This window comes from Novipirellula galeiformis, assembly GCF_007860095.1.
GTDB classification, from domain to species: domain Bacteria; phylum Planctomycetota; class Planctomycetia; order Pirellulales; family Pirellulaceae; genus Novipirellula; species Novipirellula galeiformis.
On sequence record NZ_SJPT01000001.1, the window covers coordinates 134,384 to 158,541 of the forward strand.

The 24,158-nt window shown below is 54.5% G+C and carries 14 protein-coding genes and 1 pseudogene; 8 read left to right on the forward strand and 7 right to left on the reverse strand.

The window, feature by feature from the left end:
* Window positions 1-250: 250 nt before the first annotated feature.
* Both Pla52o_RS00485 and Pla52o_RS00490 read left to right on the forward strand, forming a co-directional pair.
* Window positions 251-2,905 (forward strand): hypothetical protein, encoded by a 2,655-nt coding sequence (locus tag Pla52o_RS00485; RefSeq protein WP_146592640.1) that lies wholly within the window; start codon window positions 251-253, stop codon window positions 2,903-2,905.
* 318 nt (window positions 2,906-3,223) lie between these two features.
* Window positions 3,224-6,781, forward strand: coding sequence for a hypothetical protein (locus Pla52o_RS00490; RefSeq protein WP_197168919.1), 3,558 nt, complete (start codon window positions 3,224-3,226; stop codon window positions 6,779-6,781).
* Window positions 6,782-6,942: 161 nt separating this feature from the next.
* Here Pla52o_RS00490 and Pla52o_RS00495 read toward each other — a convergent pair whose 3' ends face one another.
* From Pla52o_RS00495 to Pla52o_RS00510, 4 genes are all read right to left on the reverse strand, one after another.
* Window positions 6,943-7,548, reverse strand: coding sequence for a YeeE/YedE thiosulfate transporter family protein (locus Pla52o_RS00495; protein WP_146592641.1), 606 nt, complete (start codon window positions 7,546-7,548; stop codon window positions 6,943-6,945).
* 37 nt (window positions 7,549-7,585) lie between these two features.
* Window positions 7,586-8,143, reverse strand: coding sequence for a YeeE/YedE thiosulfate transporter family protein (locus Pla52o_RS00500; protein ID WP_146592642.1), 558 nt, complete (start codon window positions 8,141-8,143; stop codon window positions 7,586-7,588).
* A 65-nt stretch (window positions 8,144-8,208) separates the two neighbouring features.
* Window positions 8,209-9,603, reverse strand: coding sequence for an MBL fold metallo-hydrolase (locus Pla52o_RS00505; RefSeq protein WP_146592643.1), 1,395 nt, complete (start codon window positions 9,601-9,603; stop codon window positions 8,209-8,211).
* 397 nt (window positions 9,604-10,000) lie between these two features.
* Window positions 10,001-12,040, reverse strand: coding sequence for a YXWGXW repeat-containing protein (locus Pla52o_RS00510; RefSeq protein WP_146592644.1), 2,040 nt, complete (start codon window positions 12,038-12,040; stop codon window positions 10,001-10,003).
* A gap of 668 nt (window positions 12,041-12,708) precedes the next feature.
* Here Pla52o_RS00510 and Pla52o_RS00515 point away from each other — a divergent pair.
* The 5 genes and pseudogenes from Pla52o_RS00515 to Pla52o_RS00530 all read left to right on the forward strand — a co-directional run bounded on the left by Pla52o_RS00515 (window position 12,709) and on the right by Pla52o_RS00530 (window position 17,298).
* Window positions 12,709-12,882, forward strand: coding sequence for a zinc ribbon domain-containing protein (locus Pla52o_RS00515; protein WP_146592645.1), 174 nt, complete (start codon window positions 12,709-12,711; stop codon window positions 12,880-12,882).
* Between the two features lie 337 nt (window positions 12,883-13,219).
* Window positions 13,220-14,746, forward strand: coding sequence for a Gfo/Idh/MocA family protein (locus Pla52o_RS00520; RefSeq protein WP_146592646.1), 1,527 nt, complete (start codon window positions 13,220-13,222; stop codon window positions 14,744-14,746).
* 380 nt (window positions 14,747-15,126) lie between these two features.
* A pseudogene (locus tag Pla52o_RS27250) lies at window positions 15,127-15,261 on the forward strand (MYG1 family protein); the annotation flags it as partial.
* Between the two features lie 201 nt (window positions 15,262-15,462).
* A complete protein-coding gene (locus Pla52o_RS27255; RefSeq protein ID WP_231612114.1) occupies window positions 15,463-15,996 on the forward strand; it encodes a hypothetical protein in 534 nt (177 codons plus the stop codon).
* A gap of 147 nt (window positions 15,997-16,143) precedes the next feature.
* Window positions 16,144-17,298, forward strand: a complete 1,155-nt coding sequence (locus tag Pla52o_RS00530; RefSeq protein WP_146592647.1) for a transposase — start codon at window positions 16,144-16,146, stop codon at window positions 17,296-17,298.
* A gap of 688 nt (window positions 17,299-17,986) precedes the next feature.
* Here the strand turns inward: Pla52o_RS00530 and Pla52o_RS00535 are convergent.
* The 3 genes from Pla52o_RS00535 to Pla52o_RS00545 form a co-directional block, all read right to left on the reverse strand.
* Complete coding sequence (locus tag Pla52o_RS00535; protein WP_146592648.1) at window positions 17,987-18,388, reverse strand: hypothetical protein; 402 nt, start codon at window positions 18,386-18,388, stop codon at window positions 17,987-17,989.
* A 353-nt stretch (window positions 18,389-18,741) separates the two neighbouring features.
* Window positions 18,742-20,019 carry a hypothetical protein gene (locus Pla52o_RS00540; protein WP_146592649.1) on the reverse strand — a complete coding sequence of 426 codons (1,278 nt, stop codon included), beginning with the start codon at window positions 20,017-20,019 and terminating at the stop codon, window positions 18,742-18,744.
* 1 nt (window position 20,020) lies between these two features.
* Window positions 20,021-22,396, reverse strand: a complete 2,376-nt coding sequence (locus Pla52o_RS00545; RefSeq protein ID WP_146592650.1) for an alpha/beta hydrolase family protein — start codon at window positions 22,394-22,396, stop codon at window positions 20,021-20,023.
* A 331-nt stretch (window positions 22,397-22,727) separates the two neighbouring features.
* Here Pla52o_RS00545 and Pla52o_RS00550 point away from each other — a divergent pair, with 331 nt between their 5' ends.
* Window positions 22,728-24,155: a hypothetical protein gene (locus Pla52o_RS00550; RefSeq protein WP_231611988.1), complete on the forward strand. Its 1,428-nt coding sequence runs from the start codon at window positions 22,728-22,730 to the stop codon at window positions 24,153-24,155.
* Window positions 24,156-24,158 lie beyond the last annotated feature (3 nt).

Below are 24,158 nucleotides of genomic sequence, written 5' to 3' on the forward strand. Positions count from 1 at the left end.
ATTTAAGGGGCGATACGCTTCGCAGTTGGTTGGCAACGCTTGTCGCAAATGCGACTGCTTGCTGACAGAGAGTTGGTCGATTGCGGCTCGTTGTCAAGATCACTCTCGATGCGATTGCAGCTATTTGCAGTCTTCAACCGAGTGATTTTTTTTAGAAAATTTACGGAAACACCCACGGACAATCCTGTAAAGCGTTGAAAAATCAGCACTTTGCGTCCTCGCCAGAAAAAGAAGCCAGAAAGAGTCTGCTATGAACAACAGTCCGTTCGAAATCTTTCGCAAGAACCTAAAGCCACTCATGGTCCTGCTGATCATGCTGGCAATGTTCTCATTTGTCGTGCTCCCTGCACTTGATACCTACCTGCGTCAAGGTGCGGGAGGTGGGGGAGATACGAAGCTTGCCAGTTTCGATGGTATCGAAATTTCTCAGAATCGCGTTTCCTACATGACTCAGAATCATCAATCGATGGTTCGTTTTTTGCGAGAACTGGCCGAGCGAACGATCCTCGAGGGTGGATCCCCTAAAACGCCAGGCTTCCGCTACGACGAGCAAAACAAACGGGTCGGAGCGCTCGGAATCAGTGAGATGCCGAGTGAGCAATTGTCGCTGAAGACGATGCAGTTTGCCTCCGAAGCGAACAAGGCTGGCTTCGAACTCGACAATGCCGCGATCGGGGCTTGGTTGAACATGTTCGTCGACAACCGATTTAGCGACAAGCAAATCGACGCGATGTTGATGGAAAGCACTCGAAACCAAATGGGTCGCGTGCACCTCTACGAACAATTGCGAATGCACCTGTTAGCCGACATCTATAACCGAACGGGCTTTGCGGTCGTGGCCGCAGGCCAAATGCCGATCATGACGCCAGCCGAAGAGTGGAACAATTTCTTGAAGCTCAACCGCGAAGCGACCGTGACCGCCTACGGGATCCCCGTGGAAACCTTCGTCAGCAAGACGGATGCCAATCCAAGCGAATCGGACATTCAAGCGATGTACGAAGAGGGCAAGGATACCGACCCTAATGACCAATCACCCCGACCGGCGTTCCATCGCCAATACACCGCCCAATTCGAATACCTAGTCGGCGACCTGCAATCGTTTATCGATGCCGAAGCGGTCAAGTTTAGCGAAGAAGAATTGCGTGCTGAGTACGAGCGTCGACTCGCCGGCGGCGACTTCAAGTTGCCAGTTGATCCTGCGGAACAAGCTGCTGCGGATGCAACCATGTCAGATGACCTCGAAACCGAAGCGGATACCGTCGAAGTCAAAGTTGAAGAGATGGAGGCTAAACCGGCCGACGCCCCCGCAGCCAAGGAAGATGCAGCCAAGGAAGACGCAAAACCGGAGGCAAAAAAACCGGAGGCCAAGGAGGAAGTGAAGAAAGAGGAGCCTGCGAAAGCAGACAGCGAAGAAGCTAAAAACAGCGAAGAATCGGCACCTGAATCCGATGCAACGAGCGAAGAAACTCCAGCCGATGAAGACAAGACATCACGTCGCCGCCCCATGAACACGGCTAATTCCGCCGTTCGCTTGGTTGCCTTTCAAGAGGCCAGCGACGAACCCGCTGACGACGTGAGCAAGGAAACACCCGCGGAACCGAAGCCCGAAGAAAAGCCTGAAGCGAAACCGGCCGATGCTGCTCCGAGCGATGAGAAGCCAGCGGAGAAGCCAGCCGAGAAGCCGAAAAGCGATGACAAGCCAGCGGACAAACCGAAGGCCGCTGACAAACCGGCTGAAGAAGCGAAACCGGAGATGAAGGAAGCTCCTGCAAAAGAAGCTCCTGCAAAAGAAGCTCCCGCAAAGGAAGAACCCGCTAAGGAAGAACCTGCGGACGCGAAGGAAACGCCCAAAGCCGAGATGGCTGCCGAGGCTAAGCCAGCAGAGACCAAGCCAGCCGCAGAGAAGAAACCGGAAACGGAGTCGTTTGAAGCGGTACGAGAGCAGATTGCCGACTCGCTTGCTCGTCCAATCGCGGAAGCCAATATGAACAAAGCGATGGCCGAAATGTTTTCGCAAATGCGTCGCTACTTCAACCAGCACGCGATCCACAGCAGTGATAAACGAAACGGCTTGGAGGTCGAAGAACTGGCCCCGTTTGATTTGAAGAAGCTCGGAGAATCCTTTGGATTCCGCTACCAAAAAATCGGTTCCAACACGGAGTTTTCGATTGAAGCCGAGCCGATCGCACAATCGCTCGAAGTCGGCTCACAACAACTCAGCCGAGGCCCCTCGTTCACCTCGTTCATGTACGGTGGCCAAACTCAAATGGGCCCTGTGCCACGGCAATTGCTATACTCGCCGCTGCGTACCGTCGATGACCGCGGTGGGAAAACCTACATCTCTTGGAAGACTGGAGAGCAAAAGGCGTACACGCCGAAGCTGGAAGAGGTTCGTGATGAGGTGATCGCGGCGATTCGTTTTCGCGAAGCGCGAAAACTCGCTCTGGAAGCCGCCGTTGAATTGGCTGATAAAGCGAACAAGGACGGCCTCGAATTGAGCGAACTTGTCCCTGCCGAAAACAAAGACGACGTTCAATCTGGTTTAGGACCGTTTAGTTGGATGGATTCGTTTGGCTTCCAAGGGGCCTCGATTGGCAACGTGCCGGAACTTAATTCGGTGGGTCAAGAGTTCATGAAGGCCGTATTCACGTCCGAAGTCGGCGAGTACGCCGTGGCCATGAACTTGCCGGAAAGCGTGGTCTATGTTGCCAAACCGACCAACTTTCAACCGAGCATGGACGATCTAAAGGCACTTTTCCAAAATCCGCGTGAGCGAATGATGGCGATGCTTGCCGGAGGCGGTTCGACAAACGAAGTCGTCCAAGGCTTCTACGAAGCGGTGGACAAGCGAACCGACTTTTCCTACGCACGTGAACCCGAAGCCGACGACGACTCGCAGTTCTAACCCGATTCGATTCAGCGAGCGTGACTCCTCCCGCTCAACGGACGATTGAACATTGCCCCCCCCTCCGAGTGCCCAGCACTCGGAGGGTTTTTCTTTGCGCCAAAACGAGCGCCACCCCATCGGACAAATCGCCGCGACGGCGGGTTTGAATTTGTCTTTGCCCGGCTGATTGCCGTTGGCCACTTCGTCTGCACGCTGTTGGTGAAATGCCACTCTGGTGTATAACAACCACCGCGACGTGTTGCCTTGACGACGTCGCTTAACGAAGCGTGAATTCAGAAGGCGGAATTCAAATCCCCTAAGCTCAGGAGGCTGGCAATGTTCTCATCACAAGTACCCGGAATGCAAAGTAGCGAGATCGAAAAAGCGGAACTACAACGCGCATTGGGGTGGGACCGTGATCTCTCAAATGATCCAGCTGCCAAAGAAAATTTACGAAATTACATCACCTTGCAACTCGCATCCGCGGGGCTGTTGCCACCCGACAGCGAACAAGACCAATCGATGACGACCTTCTCGGCCGGCATCTTAGAGAGTTTGCGTGAGAAGAATCGATTATTGTCCGAGTACCGTGCTCCGGTCGACTCGCGAGTGGAAACATTCCTGAATGAATACTTCGCCGACGTGATCGATGGCGACCCGTTACGTTTGCCTGGCCGCACGTTGACGCTGGACCGCCATGGCATGTCGCGGGAGATGAGCTTGCCAGCGGGCGGATACGAATTCAAGAACGACTTGGTCAGCTCCTATCGCTGCTTTAATGGCGTGTTGAATAACCCGCGTTCGGATCGGCGAACCACTGCGGGGACGTTTCATGTGGTCGAGGGCGGGTTACCCATCCCCAACGACAAACGGATCGTACCCAAACGCGTTTTTGCCAATCTGTTCCGCGCCGCCATGACACCGCCGGACGACTTGATGGTGTTGCCCTACACGGCGACATCGGAAAAGCCTGCGTTGACCTGGGTATCGCTTTTGATGAGGCCGATCGTGTGCCCCGAGGTCCCAGGGTTTTGTGCCCAAAAGACGATGGAGACTCGCTTTTTTGCACCAGGCTCGCTGATCAGTAACCTCGATTTTGTCGAAACGATTTTTGGCAATGCGGGCGATCCGCTCAGCAGCCGAAACGACGCGGGGTTGGACGTACTGCATTGGAGCGGACATACCGGGTGTGTGATTTTGGCAACGCACCTAACCAACATGACCAAGCAAGAACTCGGACTGCCACATTACGACGATGCCACGGATCGACAACGTCGCGATGCAATGTGCTGGAAAGACCCATCCGAGAAGTACAACGACGGCAGTGCGTTCAAGTTGACGTGCCGCGACGAGTCGGGCGTGATTGTGACGCTGATCGCCGATAACTATTACGGCTACTGCAAAAAAGAAGTCAAAACGCAACTCAGCTATGCGACCAATTTGATGGGTGGCTGCGAAGAGGAGCATTCTGGCGGTGCTCTGGCGTTCGCCTCCTACTCACTCGGTGACGAATTCCAAGTCAACAGCCGCCGCTACAACGGACGTCGGTTCTCGGACGTAGCTCGCGACTACACCTCGTTTATCGATATTCAACCTGAGGGCTACGGCATCGACCGACTCGATCCGTGTGTGATTTACATCCCCGAGAATGCAAAAGTAACGTTGATCGAACGCTGCGTAATGTGGACGCACAACGGCCAACTACAACGCATCCCGCTCTCGCCTGCTAACGTTTACATCGCACCGAGTGGCTACAAAATCCGACTCGAAAAACATCCTGCCGCACCGTCGTGGCGATTGATCGGGTCAGCCGGTGAAGGCATTTTTTGTCACAAACCATGCACGGTTAGCGGTGGCGGAAAAAGCGAAATTAGCAAAAGCCTCCGCGACTACATGTTGTATGGACCGATCTTCGTCACCGATCGTGAAGCGGATTTCGCGAAACTCGACGAGATTTTTTCGCGTTCCTATCATGACCGCTGGTCCCAGGAATATACCGGACGCACCGATTACTCCGAGCGACCCAGCCGCCGAGTCCTCGACCCCAAGCGAAGTCTCGGCAGTGTGATTCAATTATTGACTCCGTCACCCGATTACAACGACGACTACAACAAGTGGTTGCGTGCCATTCCAGAACACGTTTATTCGATGGCGTTGATCATCAAACGGTTCATCCGATCGGGAATGGAACAAAACTGGCACGAGCATTTTGGCGTCGACATCGTCAACGGTTCGGCCGGACATGAACTCAAAATAGGCGACCGCGCGTTGGTCGGAACCTACTTGCGAGTCGGTTGGGACGACCATCGATGGCGAACCTTCAAGCTACGTCAAGACTTTATCGCTGCGGACAAGGTCCAACGCGAAGACGACATTAGCGTTAGTGTCGTCGTGCCTGCGGAAGTCTTGGGCGATGTGGGCAAAGCGGTCACGCCATCGGCGAGCTACAAGTTCGTGGAAAATTGTGAATACCGATTGTTCCAGCGTCCCGATGACGCGGTGCACCGTGGATTGGACAAGCAAACCGAACTCGATCTTTCGCGTCCGGGTAGCTTTATCAGTAACTTTGAACCATTAACAACCACGCAAGCTCGCGAGATCGTGGACGACGCGATCGAATTCGACAAGTTCACAGGACCGATGGAATCGCTGTTGCTCGAAGCGGCCAAGTCTCGCAATGGCTACGTGGTTAGCACCGCAGATCCACGGATCGTCGATGGGGCGCGAACCAAGAACCCACGCTATTTGCAGGACCGACCAGACATGGTTAACGCGCGCGACAGCTATGTCGCAATGCGAGGAACCCAATTGCATCGTTGCTTACCCGAGGATGCTCCGGTGCATTTCCCCGTCGGCGCCGTGCTTTCCGGACGTCGCAACAATCCACCGGATCCGGTTGCCGGATTCCGTTCGCTCGCGGTCTATTCCCCGCTGCACTATCAAGAGCTGCCTGAGTTGTTGATGGATTACATTTGTTCGTTGACCGGCAAAAGCCCCAGTACAACCGGCGCGGGCAGCGAAGGAGCGTTAACCAAAGGACCGTTTAACGCCTTGATGCCCTCAGTGGATCTGAATTCCGCGGTCGTCTCGATGATCTTGACCGGCCTTGGCGGCTTCAGCACCGCGGCGGGTCACGTCGGACCTCGTTTCGAAGTGGGACACGATATTTCATTGCTGATTCCTGAAGTTTGGTGCCGACTTGGCCCCGAAGAACGCGATCCGGCAGCGATGATCCAAGGCAAGATGCTGGAAAAGATCGAAGACTTTGACCACGGCGATTTGCGGGTTCCGGCCAGCCGATTGGGCTACCGTATTACCACACGTTTCGTAAGAACCTATCTTGCTCGCGTGTTTGACAATCCCTCGAAGGTGTTTACACCTGAGATCCTACAACCTGAGTTGCAAGACATCGATTCCTACGTCGACGGCATCCTGCATATCGCCGAAGCTCAAAAACGCGTTGCATTGTCGTACATGGAAGACGGTGGCTACGAATTGGCGTGCCCTCCGTTGCAAGCCATTTTGAACATCATGGCCTATGGTGAACACGAAGGGAAACTCGCCAGCGATCCTGAAATTCGTGAAATGTTCACGCGTGATGCCCTGCTCAAAAGCGATTGGTACGCCCGTCGTTTGCAAAAGAAACAAAATCGCGATATCGAACATTGGCGAGCCTTCGAAGAACGGCTCAAAGCGAGCCTCGCCGACTCAACCCAAAGTGATTCCTCGACCGATTTGCAATTGCCCAACCGCTTAGGGTACGCATCCGAGATGCGCGCCCATGCAGAGTCGAGCGACTACTTGGAAGAACTTGTGGGCACACTCGGAGCGGATCCCATGCGTCCAAGCCTGACCGACCCTTCCATGGTCAACCGCATAGCCAGCGATCGCTAGGCACTCGCTCTCACTTATATCAACTAAAACGGCATGACGGTCACCGTCGTGCCGTTTTTTCTTTTCCGAGCCTTCGTTTCGTTTGTTTGCAAGCGTAGCGAAACTGCGTTTGCGTGCACGAAGTTAATCAACCTAGCTCTGGGGCACGCTCGCAATACCGCTTAACGCACTGCGAACATTTCGACAATGGCCAAAACGATACCGAGAACAACAGCCTGGGCCAGCACGACCAGCGTCCGATTGGCGTGGATCCAATCATGCAACGTAAGCTTGCCTCGGTCACCGATTCTGTCGAGATGACGGCTGATCCAACCGGATGCTTCAGCGAACAAATACGATCCCACCACCATTCCGAGCATCATGAACAGGGCGTCGTAGTTTCCTTGCCCCAGTGCGGCGGCCCCGGTTCCGGGACAATAAGCTGAGAGGGCGAAACCAACGCCAAACAGCAGACCGCCGAGCGCGTTCGAAGCGTAGCGTGTCGGTTTGACATGCAGTTGAACCCAACCCATGCGATGCAGAAAATGAATGCCGATTGAACCGACCACGACCGCGGATAACATGACTTTTAATACGGTAAAGTCCTCGAGCAGCAATTGACCGATCAAAACATGGTATTTTGCAACGCCCCCCTTCTGCAGCAGAAAACCAAAGATGATGCCGAACATCAGACCTAGCGCAAGGGTTTGCCCCGAGGCAGCCGCAGGCAGTTTTTGCGTTTCGACGGGTGGGGTTTCCGGTTCAATCTCTGGGGTCGTGGTCGCCATGGTTTTCTCCCTTGCAAGCTCTAAGTCTTATTTCGATCTAAACGGCAAACATCAACATCGCAGCAATGATGCCGCCGATGAAAAAGCAGATTGCCGAAACCCACGAACCGATCGCAAGTTGCAACGTCCCGCTAATGCCATGCCCGCTGGTACATCCACCCGCCATGCGAGCTCCGAAAGCCATCATGATCCCGCCCACCAGCGCGACTGCCATTCGCAACGTCGCACTGTCGGTGCCGAACCGATCCTGCCACATCTCCGGCAGCAATCGGCCCGTCAATTCACTACCACTCCAAGCCGCTAGAAACGCGCCGAGAATGACGCCAACGACCAACATCAATTCCCAGCCAATCCGTGGCGGATTGCTCTGGAAATATTTCAGCGATCGAGTGTGCTGAGGGGCGACTCGCTCGCCGATCATGCCAGCAACGCGGGCGTACGCAGTCGATGCGCCTATCGGCTTCTTCGAGAAATAGAAGGTCAACATCGAAAGCACGCCGATTAAGCCGCCCACTAGATAAGGTGACCAAGCGGGTCCTGAGTATTGCAGCGGGTCGACGACAGCTAACATCGGAGCGGTTGTGGCGGACATCATGATCGTTTCTTCGCGTTGAAAGGGACTATAGAGTTGCGTCGTTGAGATGCGAATTGCTTCTCTACTTACTTCTCAGCGGGAAACCCCGCCGCGGACCATGCACTCCAACTGCCGGGCACATTGGAGACGTCTTTAAATCCTCGCGATCGCATCAAACTCGCCGCGATACTCGCCCGGTAACCGCTGGCACAGTAGGTTGCGTACGGTGTTTCTTTGTCGAGTCCTGTGATTCGATCCCGCATCTCTCCAATGAAATGGTGCTGGGCACCCGGGATGTGTCCTGATTTCCATTCTTCGGGTGAACGGACATCCAAGATTTTCAAAGGCGATCCATTGGTTTGCTGTGCTCGCAACTCGGCGACTGGGATTTGCGACAAACTCTCGATCGGTAGTCCGGCCATCTCCCAGGCCTTCATTCCTCCCGCCAAGTAGCCAGCGAATTGAGCATGCCCAGTGCGGACGATCAAACGCTGGATCGATTCTGCATCGCGATCCTCATCGAGAACCAACAGGAGCCGTTGATCAAGATCAAACATTTGGCCAACCCATGCGGACATTTCAGGACGATTGCCGATGTTGATCGCCCCCGGCACGTGGCCGCCACCAAACGCCAGCATTGATCGCGTATCGATGATACTCAAGCCCGGTTCACGAGCCACTTTGCGGAATTCATCCGGCGGCAATGCGGCAATCGTAGGCAGACGCGACATCACGGCGGGACCCGCTGAGTTGACTTTCTTCAGCTCCGCGTAATGCCAAGGAGCCGGCGGGGCGTCTTCCACAACAAATTTGCGAAACGCGTCAAAATTGGGGAATTTCAGAAACGTATTGGTTCTTCGCTCATACCCGATCGTGCTGACCAATCGATCTCCGATGTCCGCGCCACAGGCGGACCCCGCACCATGGCCTGGGTAGATCGCGACGAAATCATCAAGGCTCAGAAAGTAGTCGTACAGCGTCGCATACAATTTTTCCGCAAGCGCACCGGTCTCAGCGGCGCCAAGCAAATCGGGACGCCCAGCGGACCCCACGAACAATGAGTCTCCCGTGAACACCGCCCAGGGTGTGTCCGCATGCTTGCTTTCGCACACTTCGTACGCGAGGTGCTCTGGCGTATGTCCCGGTGTATGCCGAGCGGTCAACAGGAATGAACCAAAGTCAAACTGCTGACCATCAAAGACGGGTTCCCCATCGAATTGGTAGTTGGCTTGCTCTCCGCTGAGATAGATCTTTGCGGTACCAACTTGGTCGGCAAGCGACCGACTTCCACTCACAAAATCAGCGTGAATGTGCGTTTCGAAAATATGAGTAATCGAAAGTCCATGTTCTCGAGCAAGCTGCAAATAGATCTCCACATCGGTGCGTGGATCAATCACCGCCGCATGCCCGGTCGCAGTGTCTCCTACCAAGTAAGAAAGTTGTGCAATGCCATCGGTGAGGATGGATTCAAGAACGAACATCGTTATCTCCCTGGATCGAGTCTCGCACCGCCGAATGTAAAGGTGCCATCAAAACGCCTCGCGTTTTCAGGTCGAAGGCAGAGCAAGAGGCGTCCGACCTTTCAATCGCATCTACTTCAACCGCTCCATGGCTAGGACTTGGTGCTTCGAAACGACATTGACGCAATTTCCGTTCCGTGATTTTGGACCAGCCGGAGATGATGTGAAAAACGCGAGTACCGATGAAGGTGCGTGGCATTGGAGCGTGATTGCGAACGGTCAGGAGATATTGCAACATGAGAGCGGGACCCAAAAAAAGGGCGGCTCATTTGAACCGCCCTTCACCTCAACCGACCTTGACCGAAGATTTACGATCAACGGTTTCATCGATCCTCGATTCGAAGATTCGTTTGGGGTACTACCCGCCCAAAACCCCTCCGAGCACATCGCTTACCGCATTGCCGCCACCGGTCGCCCCTTCGGTCGCCCTGTTCAATGCGCCTTCAACGGACGGTGCCACCGAGTCGCTGGCTTTGGGGTTGCGGGCACCTGGACGGACGCCACCTTTGCCATCGAGAGCCGGGTTGCTCGGCAGCAAGCCTCGAGGGCCATTCGGACCTTCAGGAACTTGAATGCCTCGCTTGCCCGGCGTGTTGTTTCGCTCACGCGCCGGGGTCCCCGCGGGAGCATTGGGTTGGATTCTCGAACCGTCGACGCGCGGACGATTGGGCAGGTTGCGTTTGAAGTCACGTGGCGTCGGAGACGGCCAATCCTGGGGACGTGCCGGTCGCATGGCATTGGCCGGATCAACTTGCCGATTGGCATCGCGTTGCTCGTTGGCTCGTGAATTGCCTCGGTTTAAAACATCGCGAGCCGCCTCGCCCAAGTTCGATGCCCGGTCGCGAGTCGCCTCACCCAAATTCGGCGCCGCGTCGTTGTCGCGAGTTGCTCGCTCTACGGCGCGGCCCGGTAGCCGCAGTCGTCCGCGTCCCTCGGCGTTAGCTCGTTGCTGAACCTCACCGCGATTTGCGTCACGCTTCTTCTCCGAGCCTTCACTTAAGGGAGCCGAGCGATCAATATTGGCCTCCGCCTTGGTGGCGACATCAAGGTTTAACTCCGGTGCATCCACACTGCCACGATCGTCTAATTTGCTTTCGATGGAGAGCCGATCGCGTTCGAGTCGTCGTAGCGGATCAAGAGAGTCGCGGACTCGCTTAACCTCATCCTGTCCGAGTCGCTGTAAATTCCAGTTCGAGTCACCGGAATTAGCTAAATCGCTTAACACATCGCCCACGGAGCTTAGTCGTAAGGTTGTCGGATCAATTTGCGCGTCCCGGTTTTGTCGCACGAAGTCTCGTTGCGCCGCGATCGTTCGGGCGGGACGATAGCGTTCATCCCTTTCGAACGTTTGATACTGGTTCGTAATCCAGCTAATCAAATTCGTATCGTTGCCACGTCGTGACCGATAGCTGTAGTGCGAATAGAAAGGATCATAGTGACCTTGCCCGCGATAATGCGTCGCCCAAGGTTGATAGTGATTGGCATACCGCGATCCGTAATAGTCACCAAAGTAGTAATGGCTATGGCTGGGGCGGGTAAACAGATGGACAAACAAACCAATCCCTGTGTCGATCGTATACCGTGGTCGATACGAGTACCCCGCATTCCGATACAGAGGTTGCGAATAGTAAACGGGCGTGAATGCAACGCCGCGATGGGCGACGTCATAGTCCCAATAGCCGGCTTGGTAAACACATCCACGCGGCGTCCAAACGTACTGGGCTGGAATCCAAACCCAATTTTCTTGTCCGACCGACCAAAAACCGGGCTGCCATTGGTAATCGTTCGACCGATATACCCAGTTGCCTGGGATGTAAAAATAGTTTTCGCCGGGCGCGGGCGAGGCTGGCCCTTGTTCGAGCGACTCCGGTGGCGATGGTAGGTAGTCGACATTCGCTACTTCGCTGCGCGCCCAAAAGCCTCCTACGTACTGGTAGCCTTCGGCCTGCGAGTGCCAATAGCCTGGCACCCATTGCTGGCCCGGCGGCAAGTCACGCCACACGCCACTGACCCAAATGAAATCATCTCGCTCATCATCCCAACCCCAATAGCCTGGAATCCACACCACGTCCTTACCCGAGGGACGGTATTCGGGCGGCAATTCGTCGATCGGCTCTGGCGGCTCTTTTGCAACCACCGGCCCGGGGATGGGATCGACCTTGTACGGTCCTGCAAACGCTTCATGCAACGGACCTCTTGTCAGATATTCAATGCCTTCGGAGAAGTCCGACTTGGCATCCTCAAAAGTCGCACTGTTGGGTGCCGGACGATTGTCGCCCACTTCGACCGTCGGTGTCGGCGGTTGCGCGAAACTCTGCGACGCAAAGGTGATGGGGACAATCAAACCGGCGCCTAACACAAGCACGCCGAAACGGTTGCGGAAGTCTAGGTATGTCACGGTACATCCTCAGAAGCAAAAACAGGAAGAAATGCCAGCGGTGCTTTCGCACGAGCGCCTTCAACATGACGTGAGCTGGCACGTACATCTTGCACGCTCATGCAACGCCTGTTCCTTTTCAACGAATGTTCCTTCGTAGAAACCGACCCGACACACCCTCAAGTGCCATCGGACGTTACGAAACCCATGTTTTAAAATGATCTAGGGGTGGCCCCGCTTTTCTACATGCTGCTCGTCCTGCGACCACGTTGACGCCCCTACGATCACGCCGAGGCCTAGTCTCCGATAGCGGCTGATGCATTGGCACGCAAACTGCGTCGCAAGTACAGCGAAAAGAGCCGCCCAGACATGACCGCCGAAACGTTGCATGATGCTCCAGTCGTTTACACAGGCTTTGTTGTGGCACAGGCTTTTTCGTGGCACAAGCTTTTTTGTGGCACGGGCGTTTTCGTGGCACGGGCGCTGCAGCGGATCGGGCGACGCAGCGGCGACAAAATTCAGTCCAACCTGCAACCGATAACAAGTCGACTCGCATTGTCCGATCAAAGATTGCTTTGGACCCGCTGATTGCTTACCCAAGCATCGGTTGAGTTCGGAGGTCGGCTCGATGCTTCGTCTCCTATCCACTCCGCCTTTCCACTTTTCCTATCCAACTCACGAGCAAATCGATGACCGCCCCACTGAACCACGTGACCTGTCCCCATTGTGGAAACGACGTGGATGATCGAGCTCCCGCGTGCCCCAAGTGCGGCGAGAAGATCTACGTCATCTCACCGGGCGACATCACCCCCACCCGACATCCCCCCGACAATACGCCGTCCCCCCGCAACGATGACCAATGACCGTCCGCTCTGGATCGGTGGGCGTTTGATCAAGGGGAAGATGCGCCATAGGAGGGGCTCCATCGAAGGCATCTCCCAGGTCGTCTAATTGGTAGCCCAGCGTCATTCATGTCTGGTCCACTCATCTGGCCGACTCATCTGGCCCACTCACTTGATCACCCGTTCTCTTGATCACCCGTTCACGTGTTTGAATGCATGATACAGCGATCGAAAGGGGCTGTAGCGGCCGTAATCATCGAAAATCGGCCTCCCTCTCCCCCTCGCCCTCGATTTCCAGGTAAACTAGGAAAGTTGATTTCCCACCTATTTTCCGAACCTACCCTGGAAACGATTCAGTATGCCAAAACTATCTCGACGTCAATTCACCTCGGCCGCCGCGGCGACGATGGCCGCCGCTTCGCTGCCACGTCCGCAGCGTCACGCACACGCAGTCAGCCCCAATGAAAAACTTGGGGTTTGTGTTGTTGGGGTCAATAGCCGCGGCAACGAGCATATTCGCGGTTTCAATCACGATCCTCGTACCGAGATCCGTGCGATCGTCGATATCGACGAAAGCGTCGGCAAGCAACGTGTCGCTCGGGTCAGCGAGATGCAGGGCAGCAAGCCTGAGTTCTTTACCGATGTGCGTGATGCACTCGAAATGCAAGGACTCGACATCCTCACCTGTGCCACTCCTAACCACTGGCACGCGCTGATGGGTGTGTGGGCGATGCAAGCCGGGAAGGACGTCTATATCGAAAAACCGATTAGCCATAACATCCACGAAGGTCGTGCTCTCGTCGCCGCTGCCCAAAAGTACGGACGCATGTTCCAAACCGGAACGCAGTCACGCAGTAGCAGCGCTTGCCAAGATGCGGTCAAGTTCATTGCCGAAGGTGGGATTGGGGAAGTCAATTTTGCTCGCGGATTGTGCTACAAACGACGCAAGTCGATTGGCCCATTGGGCGACTATCCGATTCCTGAAAAAGTCAACTTTGACTTGTGGAGCGGTCCGGCATCCTTCACCGACCCGAAAGTCACTCGCCAACGTTTTCACTACGATTGGCACTGGCAACGCCATTACGGCAACGGCGATTTAGGCAACCAAGGCCCTCACCAAACCGACATTGCACGATGGGGCTTGAACCTCAATCGACATCCCAATTCGATCATCACCTACGGTGGTCGATTGGGTTACCAAGCCGAGCGCAAAGACCCCAATTACGTCGATGCCGGAGACACCGGAAACACCGAGATCTCGATCTACGATTACGGTGATAAATGCATCGTCTTCGAAACCCTCGGTCTGGATTGCTCGACAACATCGGGTGACGAGATCGATACCTTCTTTGGTGCTGGAAAGGGCAACAAGATCGGCGTCATTTTCTACGGCACCGAAGGCTACATTGCTCAAACGACCTACGCGCACTGCACCGTGTTCGACAAGAACAAAAAGAAGGTCAAGGAGTTCCGGGCGAAGGGCAATGTGGGCGACGACCACTTCGCGAACTTCATCGATGCCTGCAAATCTCGCGATGCCTCGAAATTGAACGCCGATGCATTGACCGGTCACTTGTCAGCCGGTGTCAGCCATCTGGGGAACATTTCGTACTACCTCGGTGAAGACAACCGGGCATCGGTCGAAGAGATCAGCAACGCCATCGCGAAGGTCAAGAGTCTCGATGACAATCAAGCGACGCTTGAACGAACGGCCCAACATTTGACCGCCAATGGTGTCGATCTCGCCAAGACTCCAATGTCACTCGGCGCGTCCTTGAAGTTTGACCCCGAAACCGAACGCTTCATCGATAACGATGCGGCAAACGCCATGTTGACACGAGAGTATCGCAGCGGTTTCGAAGTGCCGTCGGCCGAGAACGTGTAAGCGAATGCAAACGCTTGATTGGGCAGAGGCTTCCTGAGTTCAATCATCAACGCAACGAACCCTCCCGTAAAAAATGCGGGAGGGTTTTTTCGTGCCCTGCAGGTTTGGGTCAGGTTTCGTTGAGCCCTCTGTCAACAAAAAAAGGCCTGCCCCGTTTGCGTGATTCTGCCGGACCTCGCAGGATACAATCAGCCTACCTCGCCTACATATCATCCTTGGACATTTGAGTCATGCCGTGAAAACATCCGGTGCACGCTTCCGGTGGATGAGCCCTGGGTACTTCCCAATGCCACAGGTTCCCTCCATTTGTTTTGTCGATATGTTTTGTGCTTGTTGATTCCGAACTTGCTTCCAAATTTGAATAACGCGACATCATGACCATGCAGCTAATCGTGACCCATCCGGGCGGCGCCCACAAAGACGATTTCCTCGCCTGCAGTCTGCTGGCTCATTTGCACGGTGTTCCGATTCAACGCCGCGAGCCAACGGACCAGGACTTGGCCGAACCATCGATCTGCGTCGTCGACGTAGGTGGGTCGCACGATCCAGAACGAAACAACTTTGACCATCACCAGTTCCCTCGCGATGCTCCGCCACTTTGTGCCTTATCACTTGTGCTCCAAAGCATGTGTCTTTACGAAGACGCGTTATCGTTCTGTGCCTGGCTTCGTCCAGCGGAATGGCTTGATACGTTAGGGCCAAACGAAACCGCCAAGTTGATGGGGATTCCGCGTAAGGCATTGGGAGAGCTAAATTCTCCGCTCGATATTACTTTGCTAAACCGGTTCGCAAAGCACACAGAACTCAATCCGAAAAATCCTGTCTACCAAATCATGTGCATGGTGGGGGAAGATATCGTCAACTACTTGCGCTCTTTGCGGCAGCGTCTGGACTACCTGAAAGAGCATGGTCAGTACTGGTCGATTGAAACCGATGGCGAACCGATTCAAGCTTTGTTCCTGGAAAAAAGTGACATGCTTGCAGAAGATCCTTCGTTTGGGGTCTACGCGTTCATCGAGAGCGAAGGAAAGGAAAACGAGGTTCAGGCGTTGGTATGTCCTGATCGGCGGGGCGGCGGATACGGACTGTCGCGTTACAACGACAACCAACGTTTAGATTTTTCGCAAATCGAGTCCCACGATGAAGTTCGATTTGCGCATAAGCGTGGCTTTGTCGCAAAAGTCTCCACGACGGATCCGACGCGGCTGAAGGAACTGTTGAAACGCGCCGTTGTCAAAATTGGCAACTAAAGCCAATCATTTAATTGGTGCCACCCACGAATAAGCATTTAATTCAGAGCATTTAAGTGGTGCCACCCACCAAAATTTGACAGGTAGCGTGTTCCCCGGGTCTAATGACAGTAGTCGATTCGTCCCTCGAAGTCTCGGAGGTGTCCGATGACGCGACCGCCTCGTGCCGAACAATTCACGCCCGATGAAGTGTGTATCGTCCATGCAGTACAGCGTTGTGTTAGACGTGCGTACCTTGCAGGCGTCGATCCAATCAGTGGCAAAGACTATTCCAATCGCCGTGAATGGATCCGCAGGCGAATGGAAGCTTTGGCGTCGGTTCTTGCCATTGACGTGCTCTCCTACGCCGTCATGAGCAACCATATGCACCTGATTCTCCGCAACCGGCCCGATGTGGTGGCCGATTGGACCGACAACGAAGTCGCCCTCCGCTGGCTCAAAGTCTTTCCAGGCCGTCGACTCGAAGAGCACCTGGCCGAACCGACCGAAATTGACGTCCAGACGCTTTGCCGCGACAAGACGCGATTGACCACCATTCGGCAACGTTTATCAGACATCTCGTGGTTCATGCGAGCACTCTCTGAGCCGATTGCCCGCAGGGCCAACAAGGTTGACGAGTGTACCGGGCATTTTTGGGAGGGGCGTTTTAAAGCCCAACGCATCGTTGACGATGCCGGCCTGTTGGCCTGCAGCATGTACATCGACCTGAACCCAGTTAGGGCTGCGATGGCTGATTCCCCCGACCATTCGCCACACACCTCGGCATTCGACCGCATCGAAGCGGGAAAGGGCAAGGAGATCGAATCGGCGGCCTTCGATTTGATCCCCGTTCCGACCGCAGAGGCAGGAAAGAAGCTCTGTGAAACACCGCTCGACGAACTACATCAGCAGCGACGTGTCAAACGTCACAAATCGACTGGACGCAAGGTGCTTCGCGACGGTTGGCTTGCTCCTTTGACGCTCCAACCGAACACGCTTTCGACCGATCCCCAAACACATAAGGCAGGCTTTCGCAGCAGCGACCGCGGTTTTCTGAGTCTTTCGCTGGGAGACTATTTGCGTCTACTGCGCTGGACCGCCCGGCAGGGCGTCGGCGGAAAGAAGCTTCCTGCGGCGTTGGCGAAAATACTAACCGCGTTAGGCATTGATGCGTCGATGTGGCGTGACTTGGTTTGGCACTGGAAGCAACATTTCGGCAAGTCGTCTTGTGTGGGGCGACCAGAATCGATGCGTGCCAATGCAGAGCGAACGGGGCACCATTGGCATCGCGGTCAAACAAGTGCATCGTCTTGCTTCGTTTGATGGGCCAGAAGTCGTAGCAAGAGCTGGAATTTTTACTCTGGTGCATTCGCAAAGATTTATTGACGACGAAAGCACTGCCTAGAAGCAATGCGGAGGTCTTCTCGGAACACAGAGTACGCCCACTCGGTGTGAAAGGTCACATGCAATCATTGAAAACACGCGAGGATTGCGACAGTAGTATTCCAACACTTTAATGGATGGCACCGTTCAGACCGTTCAGCAGTTCAGCACCGATCAGCACAAGCACTTTAATGGATGGCACCGTTCAGGACCCGTTCAGGACGTAACAGTGTTGTGGCATAAACCCACTCAATATCGCGATTTAGTGCCATTCATGGCTGGCACCAACAATTCTATTTACTCTGGTGCATTCGCAAAGATTTATTGACGACGAAAGCACTGCCTAGAAGCAATGCGGAGGTCTTCTCGGAACACAGAGTACGCCCACTCGGTGTGAAAGGTCACATGCAATCATTGAAAACACGCGAGGATTGCGACAGTAGTATTCCAACACTTTAATGGATGGCACCGTTCAGACCGTTCAGCAGTTCAGCACCGATCAGCACAAGCACTTTAATGGATGGCACCGTTCAGGACCCGTTCAGGACGTAACAGTGTTGTGGCATAAACCCACTCAATATCGCGATTTAGTGCCATTCATGGCTGGCACCAACAATTCTAACAATTACTAGAAGCCCATGGTTTTGAAATCGGCTTTCAAAGACTGGACATCCGATTGGGCCAGCGCGGATGCATTATCCCGTTGGTAATCGGCCAAGTACTTCATTTGCTTAGAGATCTCTTGTTTCCAACCTTCAATCTTTTTCATCGCCTTGTCGCCGTTAGTCAGTTCGTCCTTGTTCTTTTTAAGGGCGACGAATTTGGTCATGGCTTTGTTTAGTTTATCGAGCTTCTCGAAGTAGCTTCCAAGCGTTTTTGCGGATGGACTGGTGGTGTAGGCTTTTTGAGCTTTTTGTAGCGAATCAATAGTCGGACCGACGTCCGCCTTAGCAAATAGTTTTGATTTACTAAGGTGGTGATCGGTTTTAAAGGTCTTCCATTGGGATCGAGTCAGAGTGATCTTGGCCATGGTGAAATCTCAGTGAAAAATGGGGAATTGAAGCATGGTTTGCTCGCGTTATGTATCCCGTCCAGCGGACCTTGCCAGACGTGGTTGGATCCATCCTGCGAATGCAGACATTCAACGATGGAGTTAAGAGGCAGGGCAAACCAAAAACTTGACACGAGTTGACCTTCAACCACCAGACCGATGTTGCAAGCGGGATACCGCTCCGTACCGGCGTGTTTTTCTTAACGTCTTTTGGAGCCTCGCCTGACCTCGATCCAGACTCGGGGGTTCATGCTTCGCCTCTGCTTGCTCACTCCATGCACGCATTCAAACCCTAATCCCGAAATGGCCCCCCCGGCGAAGCCCGCTCGCTCTCAATCCAGGTCGGATTCGGATTGTTTCCAACCGACCGGTTGGGTCCATGCTTGCTGTTTTTGATTCTTGAACGAGGGGTCGGTGTGCGGCTTGCTGCTGGTGATTACGGCGCGCACGTAAAGCTCCTTTCCGGTCAACGTGTACTCCGGCGCGGGCTCGTCGGAGGTCGCCACGACCACTCCGATACGATGTTCATCCACCACTCCATCCTTTGCTTTGAGCGTGGCGACAAACTGAGTCTGGTACGTTGTGTCGGGTTCCGCCGCGATCTCCAGCGACAACGTTCGCGATGCTTCGCTAAAACCCACATCGACAAGAGTCACGCCGCTGGATGCATAAAAGTCGCCACGTTTCATCGCTCGAATCAAATGCTCTGGTGTGAGGTACTTGCTGCGCACCATCACCCAACCCCGTCCAGGCCGCGAGCCAGCTTTGCCGTGGTACTCGTGCGAATCATCGGTGGCGATCCCCATCAGCGGCGGAACGTTTAACGAGGTACGCCGAATCGCATTGGCGATATCCCACATCCGCTCGATGCTTGGATGATCGTCATCACCGAGTTGGTTGACGCCGGGATGTCCGTTGTAGACTTCAAAGAAGCGTTCGGAGACCACGGCCGCTAAATCCTCGGCCGTGATCGCGTAGTGGAAGTTCGGATGATTCACATGTGGCAACACCTGGCGCCCATGCTGTTTCTCATGTTCTAAGATCGCACGGAGATTGTTTTCAATCGCTTGACGAACGGTATCGCCGCCCATCGGTTTCAACACTTCCGCCAAATTCGTCGCGTTGATATGGACCGGTTTTCCTTCGGCGCTGTCGCTAATCTCTTCGGCCGGAATCAAAATGAACTTGCCCGCCTGCTCGACCAGATAACGGAACTCATCGAGCGGTTTCAAACGCACTTCGTGATTCTTGCTACCCGGCTCTCCTTGAGTTTCGACCCAAGCATCGCCAAAGCGTTGACGGTAGCGATCCAGGATTCCCTCGTCCGCACGCGCGAGCACCGTGGACATGGGCATCCAACGCATCCCTTCGCTGAGCACGTTGTGATCCGTCAGCGCCAAGAAATTGTAGTCCCGCTGGCGATACCAATCCGAAATCATTTCCGGGAATTGGTCACCATCACTCCATAGCGAATGAGTGTGTAAATTGCCCTTCCACCAGCGTGGTTCGGGGTTGGCGTGGGATGACTCTTGCCCCTGCGCATGGAGCATCGTTGCCCCACAAAGCAGTGAGACACAAAACAGACTCAGGGAAATCCAGGGTTTCAACATGCTACTTAGGCTCCGGCCAATTCAGGTGTTTGTGTAAAAAGGAAAAGGTGCCTAGTCCACGGATGGTATGCGGACCATTGAAGAATTCGATTTCAGTCAAGTCGCCCAGTCCGATCTCGTCATAGTGACGCCGCACCTTGGAGTATTCCATCGCCACCCACTCATCGGGTCCGACACCATCGCGATGCCCTCGCTCGACCATGAACGGCCGCGGAGTCATCATACAAGCCAGCTCTGCATAGCTGGACACATTTCCCATATTCCACTCCCAAATTTCATATTCACCCACGAACACGTAACTTGACGTGAAGACATTGCTTGTCGTTTTGGCGATCCAGTCGTTGAAGTCCGCCGAACAAATCGACAACGCGTATCCGGGCACAAAGGGTGGGACGCGCATCGCGGTTTTGCCGCCGTACGAGATTCCATAGAAACCAATCCGCTGGGGATCGACATGCGGCAAAGTGGAAAGCCACTCTAACGTTCGCGCGTGTTGCGGAATGATGTAGCTAAACAGGGACCGTTTCAGCGGGTTCGATTTCAATTGAATGGCGCGGAACTCGTCATGACCTCGAAAAGGACTTTGCGGCGAGTAAACAATGAATCCACGCATCGCTAATTCAGCGGCAAATCCACGCTTGAGGAACAGATCGGTGTGTTGCTCAAGCGTCCAAGCGGGCGTCCCCTCTAAGCCATGCTGACACACCACGACGGGACGTCGCTCGCCAGGTTTCAGATCGGTCGGCAGCAACAAATAGCCGCCCGCAACCACATCGGGAAAGACATCCAACATGACTTCGTAAACGGTGAATTGATCTTCCTCGATGATCAGCCGCGAGCGTGGATTAAGCGGCATGGTCGGCGTTGGGAGTCGACCGATCACCTCATCGTAAAATTCATCACGATACGACTGGGCGGTTTTCAACCAGGATGTGACATTCGATCGATTGGCGTTTTTCCAGTGTTTTTCCCGTATCTTTGGACTCAGACGCACCAAGTGTTGGTTTCGTTCAATGAGCTCATTGAGCTGCCTTGCTTGTCGAGCCGATGCATCGGGTAACTCGCGATGCTGCCTCAACTTCTCGGGTTTTGCCGGGGATGCATTCAGCTTGACTCCACTCAGTAACGACTCGACCGCCGCATCGCTGGCTGCGGGACCATGGCCATCACCACTGATAACCAATTGAATTTGTGCTTCGTGCTTCAGCGAACGGTAATGCGTCTGAGCGCGCCCGAACTCCTCACGAACGGCATCGAGGGCGGGCGTTTTGATTCGCCCTGGAGCCGCGGCATTTCGGCGTCCCGGCCGAACTTTTGGAGGCCCATCGACTTGAGGCGCGCGACACGCTTCGATCGTGAGTCGACGCGGCGCGATCAGACTGGCGATGTCCGCGTCGGCGAATTCCGTTAACAAACTCCAAACATTGCGATAAATCGGCTCACGCCACAATGCTTCGCGATCGTCAAAGTACCCACACACCATCGTTGAATCGACCCGCGTGTCAATCGCAGCAGTATAGAAGGCCAACAATCCGCCTTCACCGACCCCGACGACACCGATGGGTCGTGTCACTTGATTGGCGACATCCTGCACGACAAAATTGTCGATCGCGGCACGCACCTTCTGGACTTCGTATCCAATCACATGACGTCCGATCTCGAACGAGGTGCGATAAACAAACTCGCGATGCGGCAAATTGGTATAGGCAACGCTGGGGTTTCCCGAAAATTCGTCGTCGCGGTTAATTAACGTCGGGATTAAGACTTCGCATCCCTGTTGCACTAATGCGAGCGCCAACTCAACGGCGTCGGCACCTTCACTTAGCCCCACAAATGCTTCGGGACTCCAATCGGCGTCGGGGATAGCCACAACGCTGGCGACCGACTCTCGTCCGGCGGGCGACAACAACAACCCTTCGCCGGTCACCCCATCTAACACGGGCCAGCGGACTTCGCGGACCGTGCACTCCGCTGAACTGGCCAATATCGGTAATCCCGATTGGAAGTCCTTCTGAGTCACGATCATTTCAAACCCCGTCGCATCCACGCGTGGCTCAACCGCACCGATGATCTCTTGAAAGCGGTTGCGATGATCACTAATGCTGCGTTGGTAATTTGCCAAGGAAGAAAAATCACGCTGCCAATTCTGTTCGCGCATCTCGGATGAACGACTTAGTTCACGATCAGCAAAACGGTTGATTCCGCGGACCATGAATTCATCGAGTGGTTCGTTGAGTTCCAATGGTTGCGTATTGGGCAGCGATTGAGGGAGCGGCGTGTTGTTTTCGGCGAGCGTCGGCGTTGCGGCCAGGAACATCGAAACAATGACAGCGGTGGCACTGGAAAGTTTGCCAAGGCAGGAGGTCGGAGAATACATCGAGCTACGTTTCAGTTGGAGATTATCGTGACGGTCAACCACATTGAAGCAGCCATTCTAGCTGCTTCCCCCACAACGTGGGGCTGGCGTCACGCCGCGCATGCGGAGCCAATCGTCCGCCCTTGTCGATTTCCCGGACCAATGCGACGGCGGAGTCATTTACGAACAAATCGTGCGGAGGGAGGAATTGCAAAAATGCCGTGATAGCCCACGAAACGGACACAACTTGATTGTGTCACGGTATTGGGCGGCTTACAATTATGACTCCCTTCGGCGACCTGCTAGTCGTTCCTGCCCTCTTCCCCCGATCGTGAAACGAGCTGATTTGATGATGCATTCGCAATCTATGCACCTTCGTCGGCGGATGATGTTGCTTGGCAGTTGGTTTGGCTTTTTTTCATTGCTTCTTTCGTCTGCAGCAACGCAGGCCGAAGACAGCGGCGGAGCCCCGCATGCCGCGTTGAGACCACTTTCACTCGCGACGTTTGATATCGACGCCACCCCTCCACTGGGATCGATGATGGCATACGATCGCGTGCAAGGCCTCGGCGAACTTGGGTTGCGATGCCGCGGTGTTGTCATTTTGGGCGTGGGCGAGCCGATCGTGTTGTGTGCAGTCGATTGGATCGGGATTGGCAACCAAAGCCACGATGTTTTTCGTGAACAGATCGCTAAGGCGGCAGGCACGACGCCATCGCGTGTTGCGGTCCACACGCTGCATCAACATGATGCTCCACGATGTGACTTCGGCGCCGAATCGCTGCTAAATCAAGTTGGTGTCTCCGATTTGGGCGCTTACGATGGCACTTACGCACGCGAAATGCTTGGTCGACTTGGCGCTGCGATTCAACAGGCGATTCCCAATGCCAAGCCGATCACCCATGCCGGATTCGGCACGGCCGACGTCAAAAAAGTTGCTTCCAATCGTCGTATCCAGGACGAGTCCGGCCAGGTCGTTTCCACTCGCTACACCGCGACGCGCAATGCAAAACTACGCGCCCTGCCCGAAGGAATCATTGATGCGCAACTGAGTTCGCTGTCGTTTTGGAACAACGACACACCGCTGGCGGTACTCAGCTACTACGCATGCCATCCGCAAAGTTATTACCGGACCGGAATTCCCAGTCCCGACTTTCCTGGGATTGCTCGATTTATCCGTAGCCAGGATGCTCCGGGACCACTTTACCTGCATTTCAATGGCGCTGGTGGCAACATCGGTGCCGGTAAATACAACGATGGTTCCAAAGCGAACCGCTTGATCTTAGCTCAGCGGGTGGCCGATGCGATGCGTGAATCCTTCGAAAACACTTCGAAGTTCAAGATCACTGCCGACGAGATCGCATGGACCACGGTCGGCGTCGCCATGCCTGTGGCAACGCACTTGGATCGCGAAACGTTGACCCAGGGGCTTTCCCAGCCCGGCGGCGGACATCCTAACAAATTGGCCTGGTTGCTCCGCTGCGAAATGGGACACACGGTAGAACTCGGGTGCTTAGCCGTGGGTGATACCCGAGTGTTGCATATGCCGGGTGAGCTGTTTGTGGAATACCAACTTGCCGCAAAAGCAATGCGTCCCGATTTAAAGGTTGCCATGGCGGCCTACGGCGATTATGGACCAGGCTACATTGGTACCGCCGAAGCATATGGGCAAGGCGGGTATGAGACCAGCGAACGGGCATCTAATGTAGCGTCTCAAGTCGAAACCGTTCTGATGACCGGAATAAAAACACTACTCGAAAAGACGGAGTCGTCTAAGTGATCT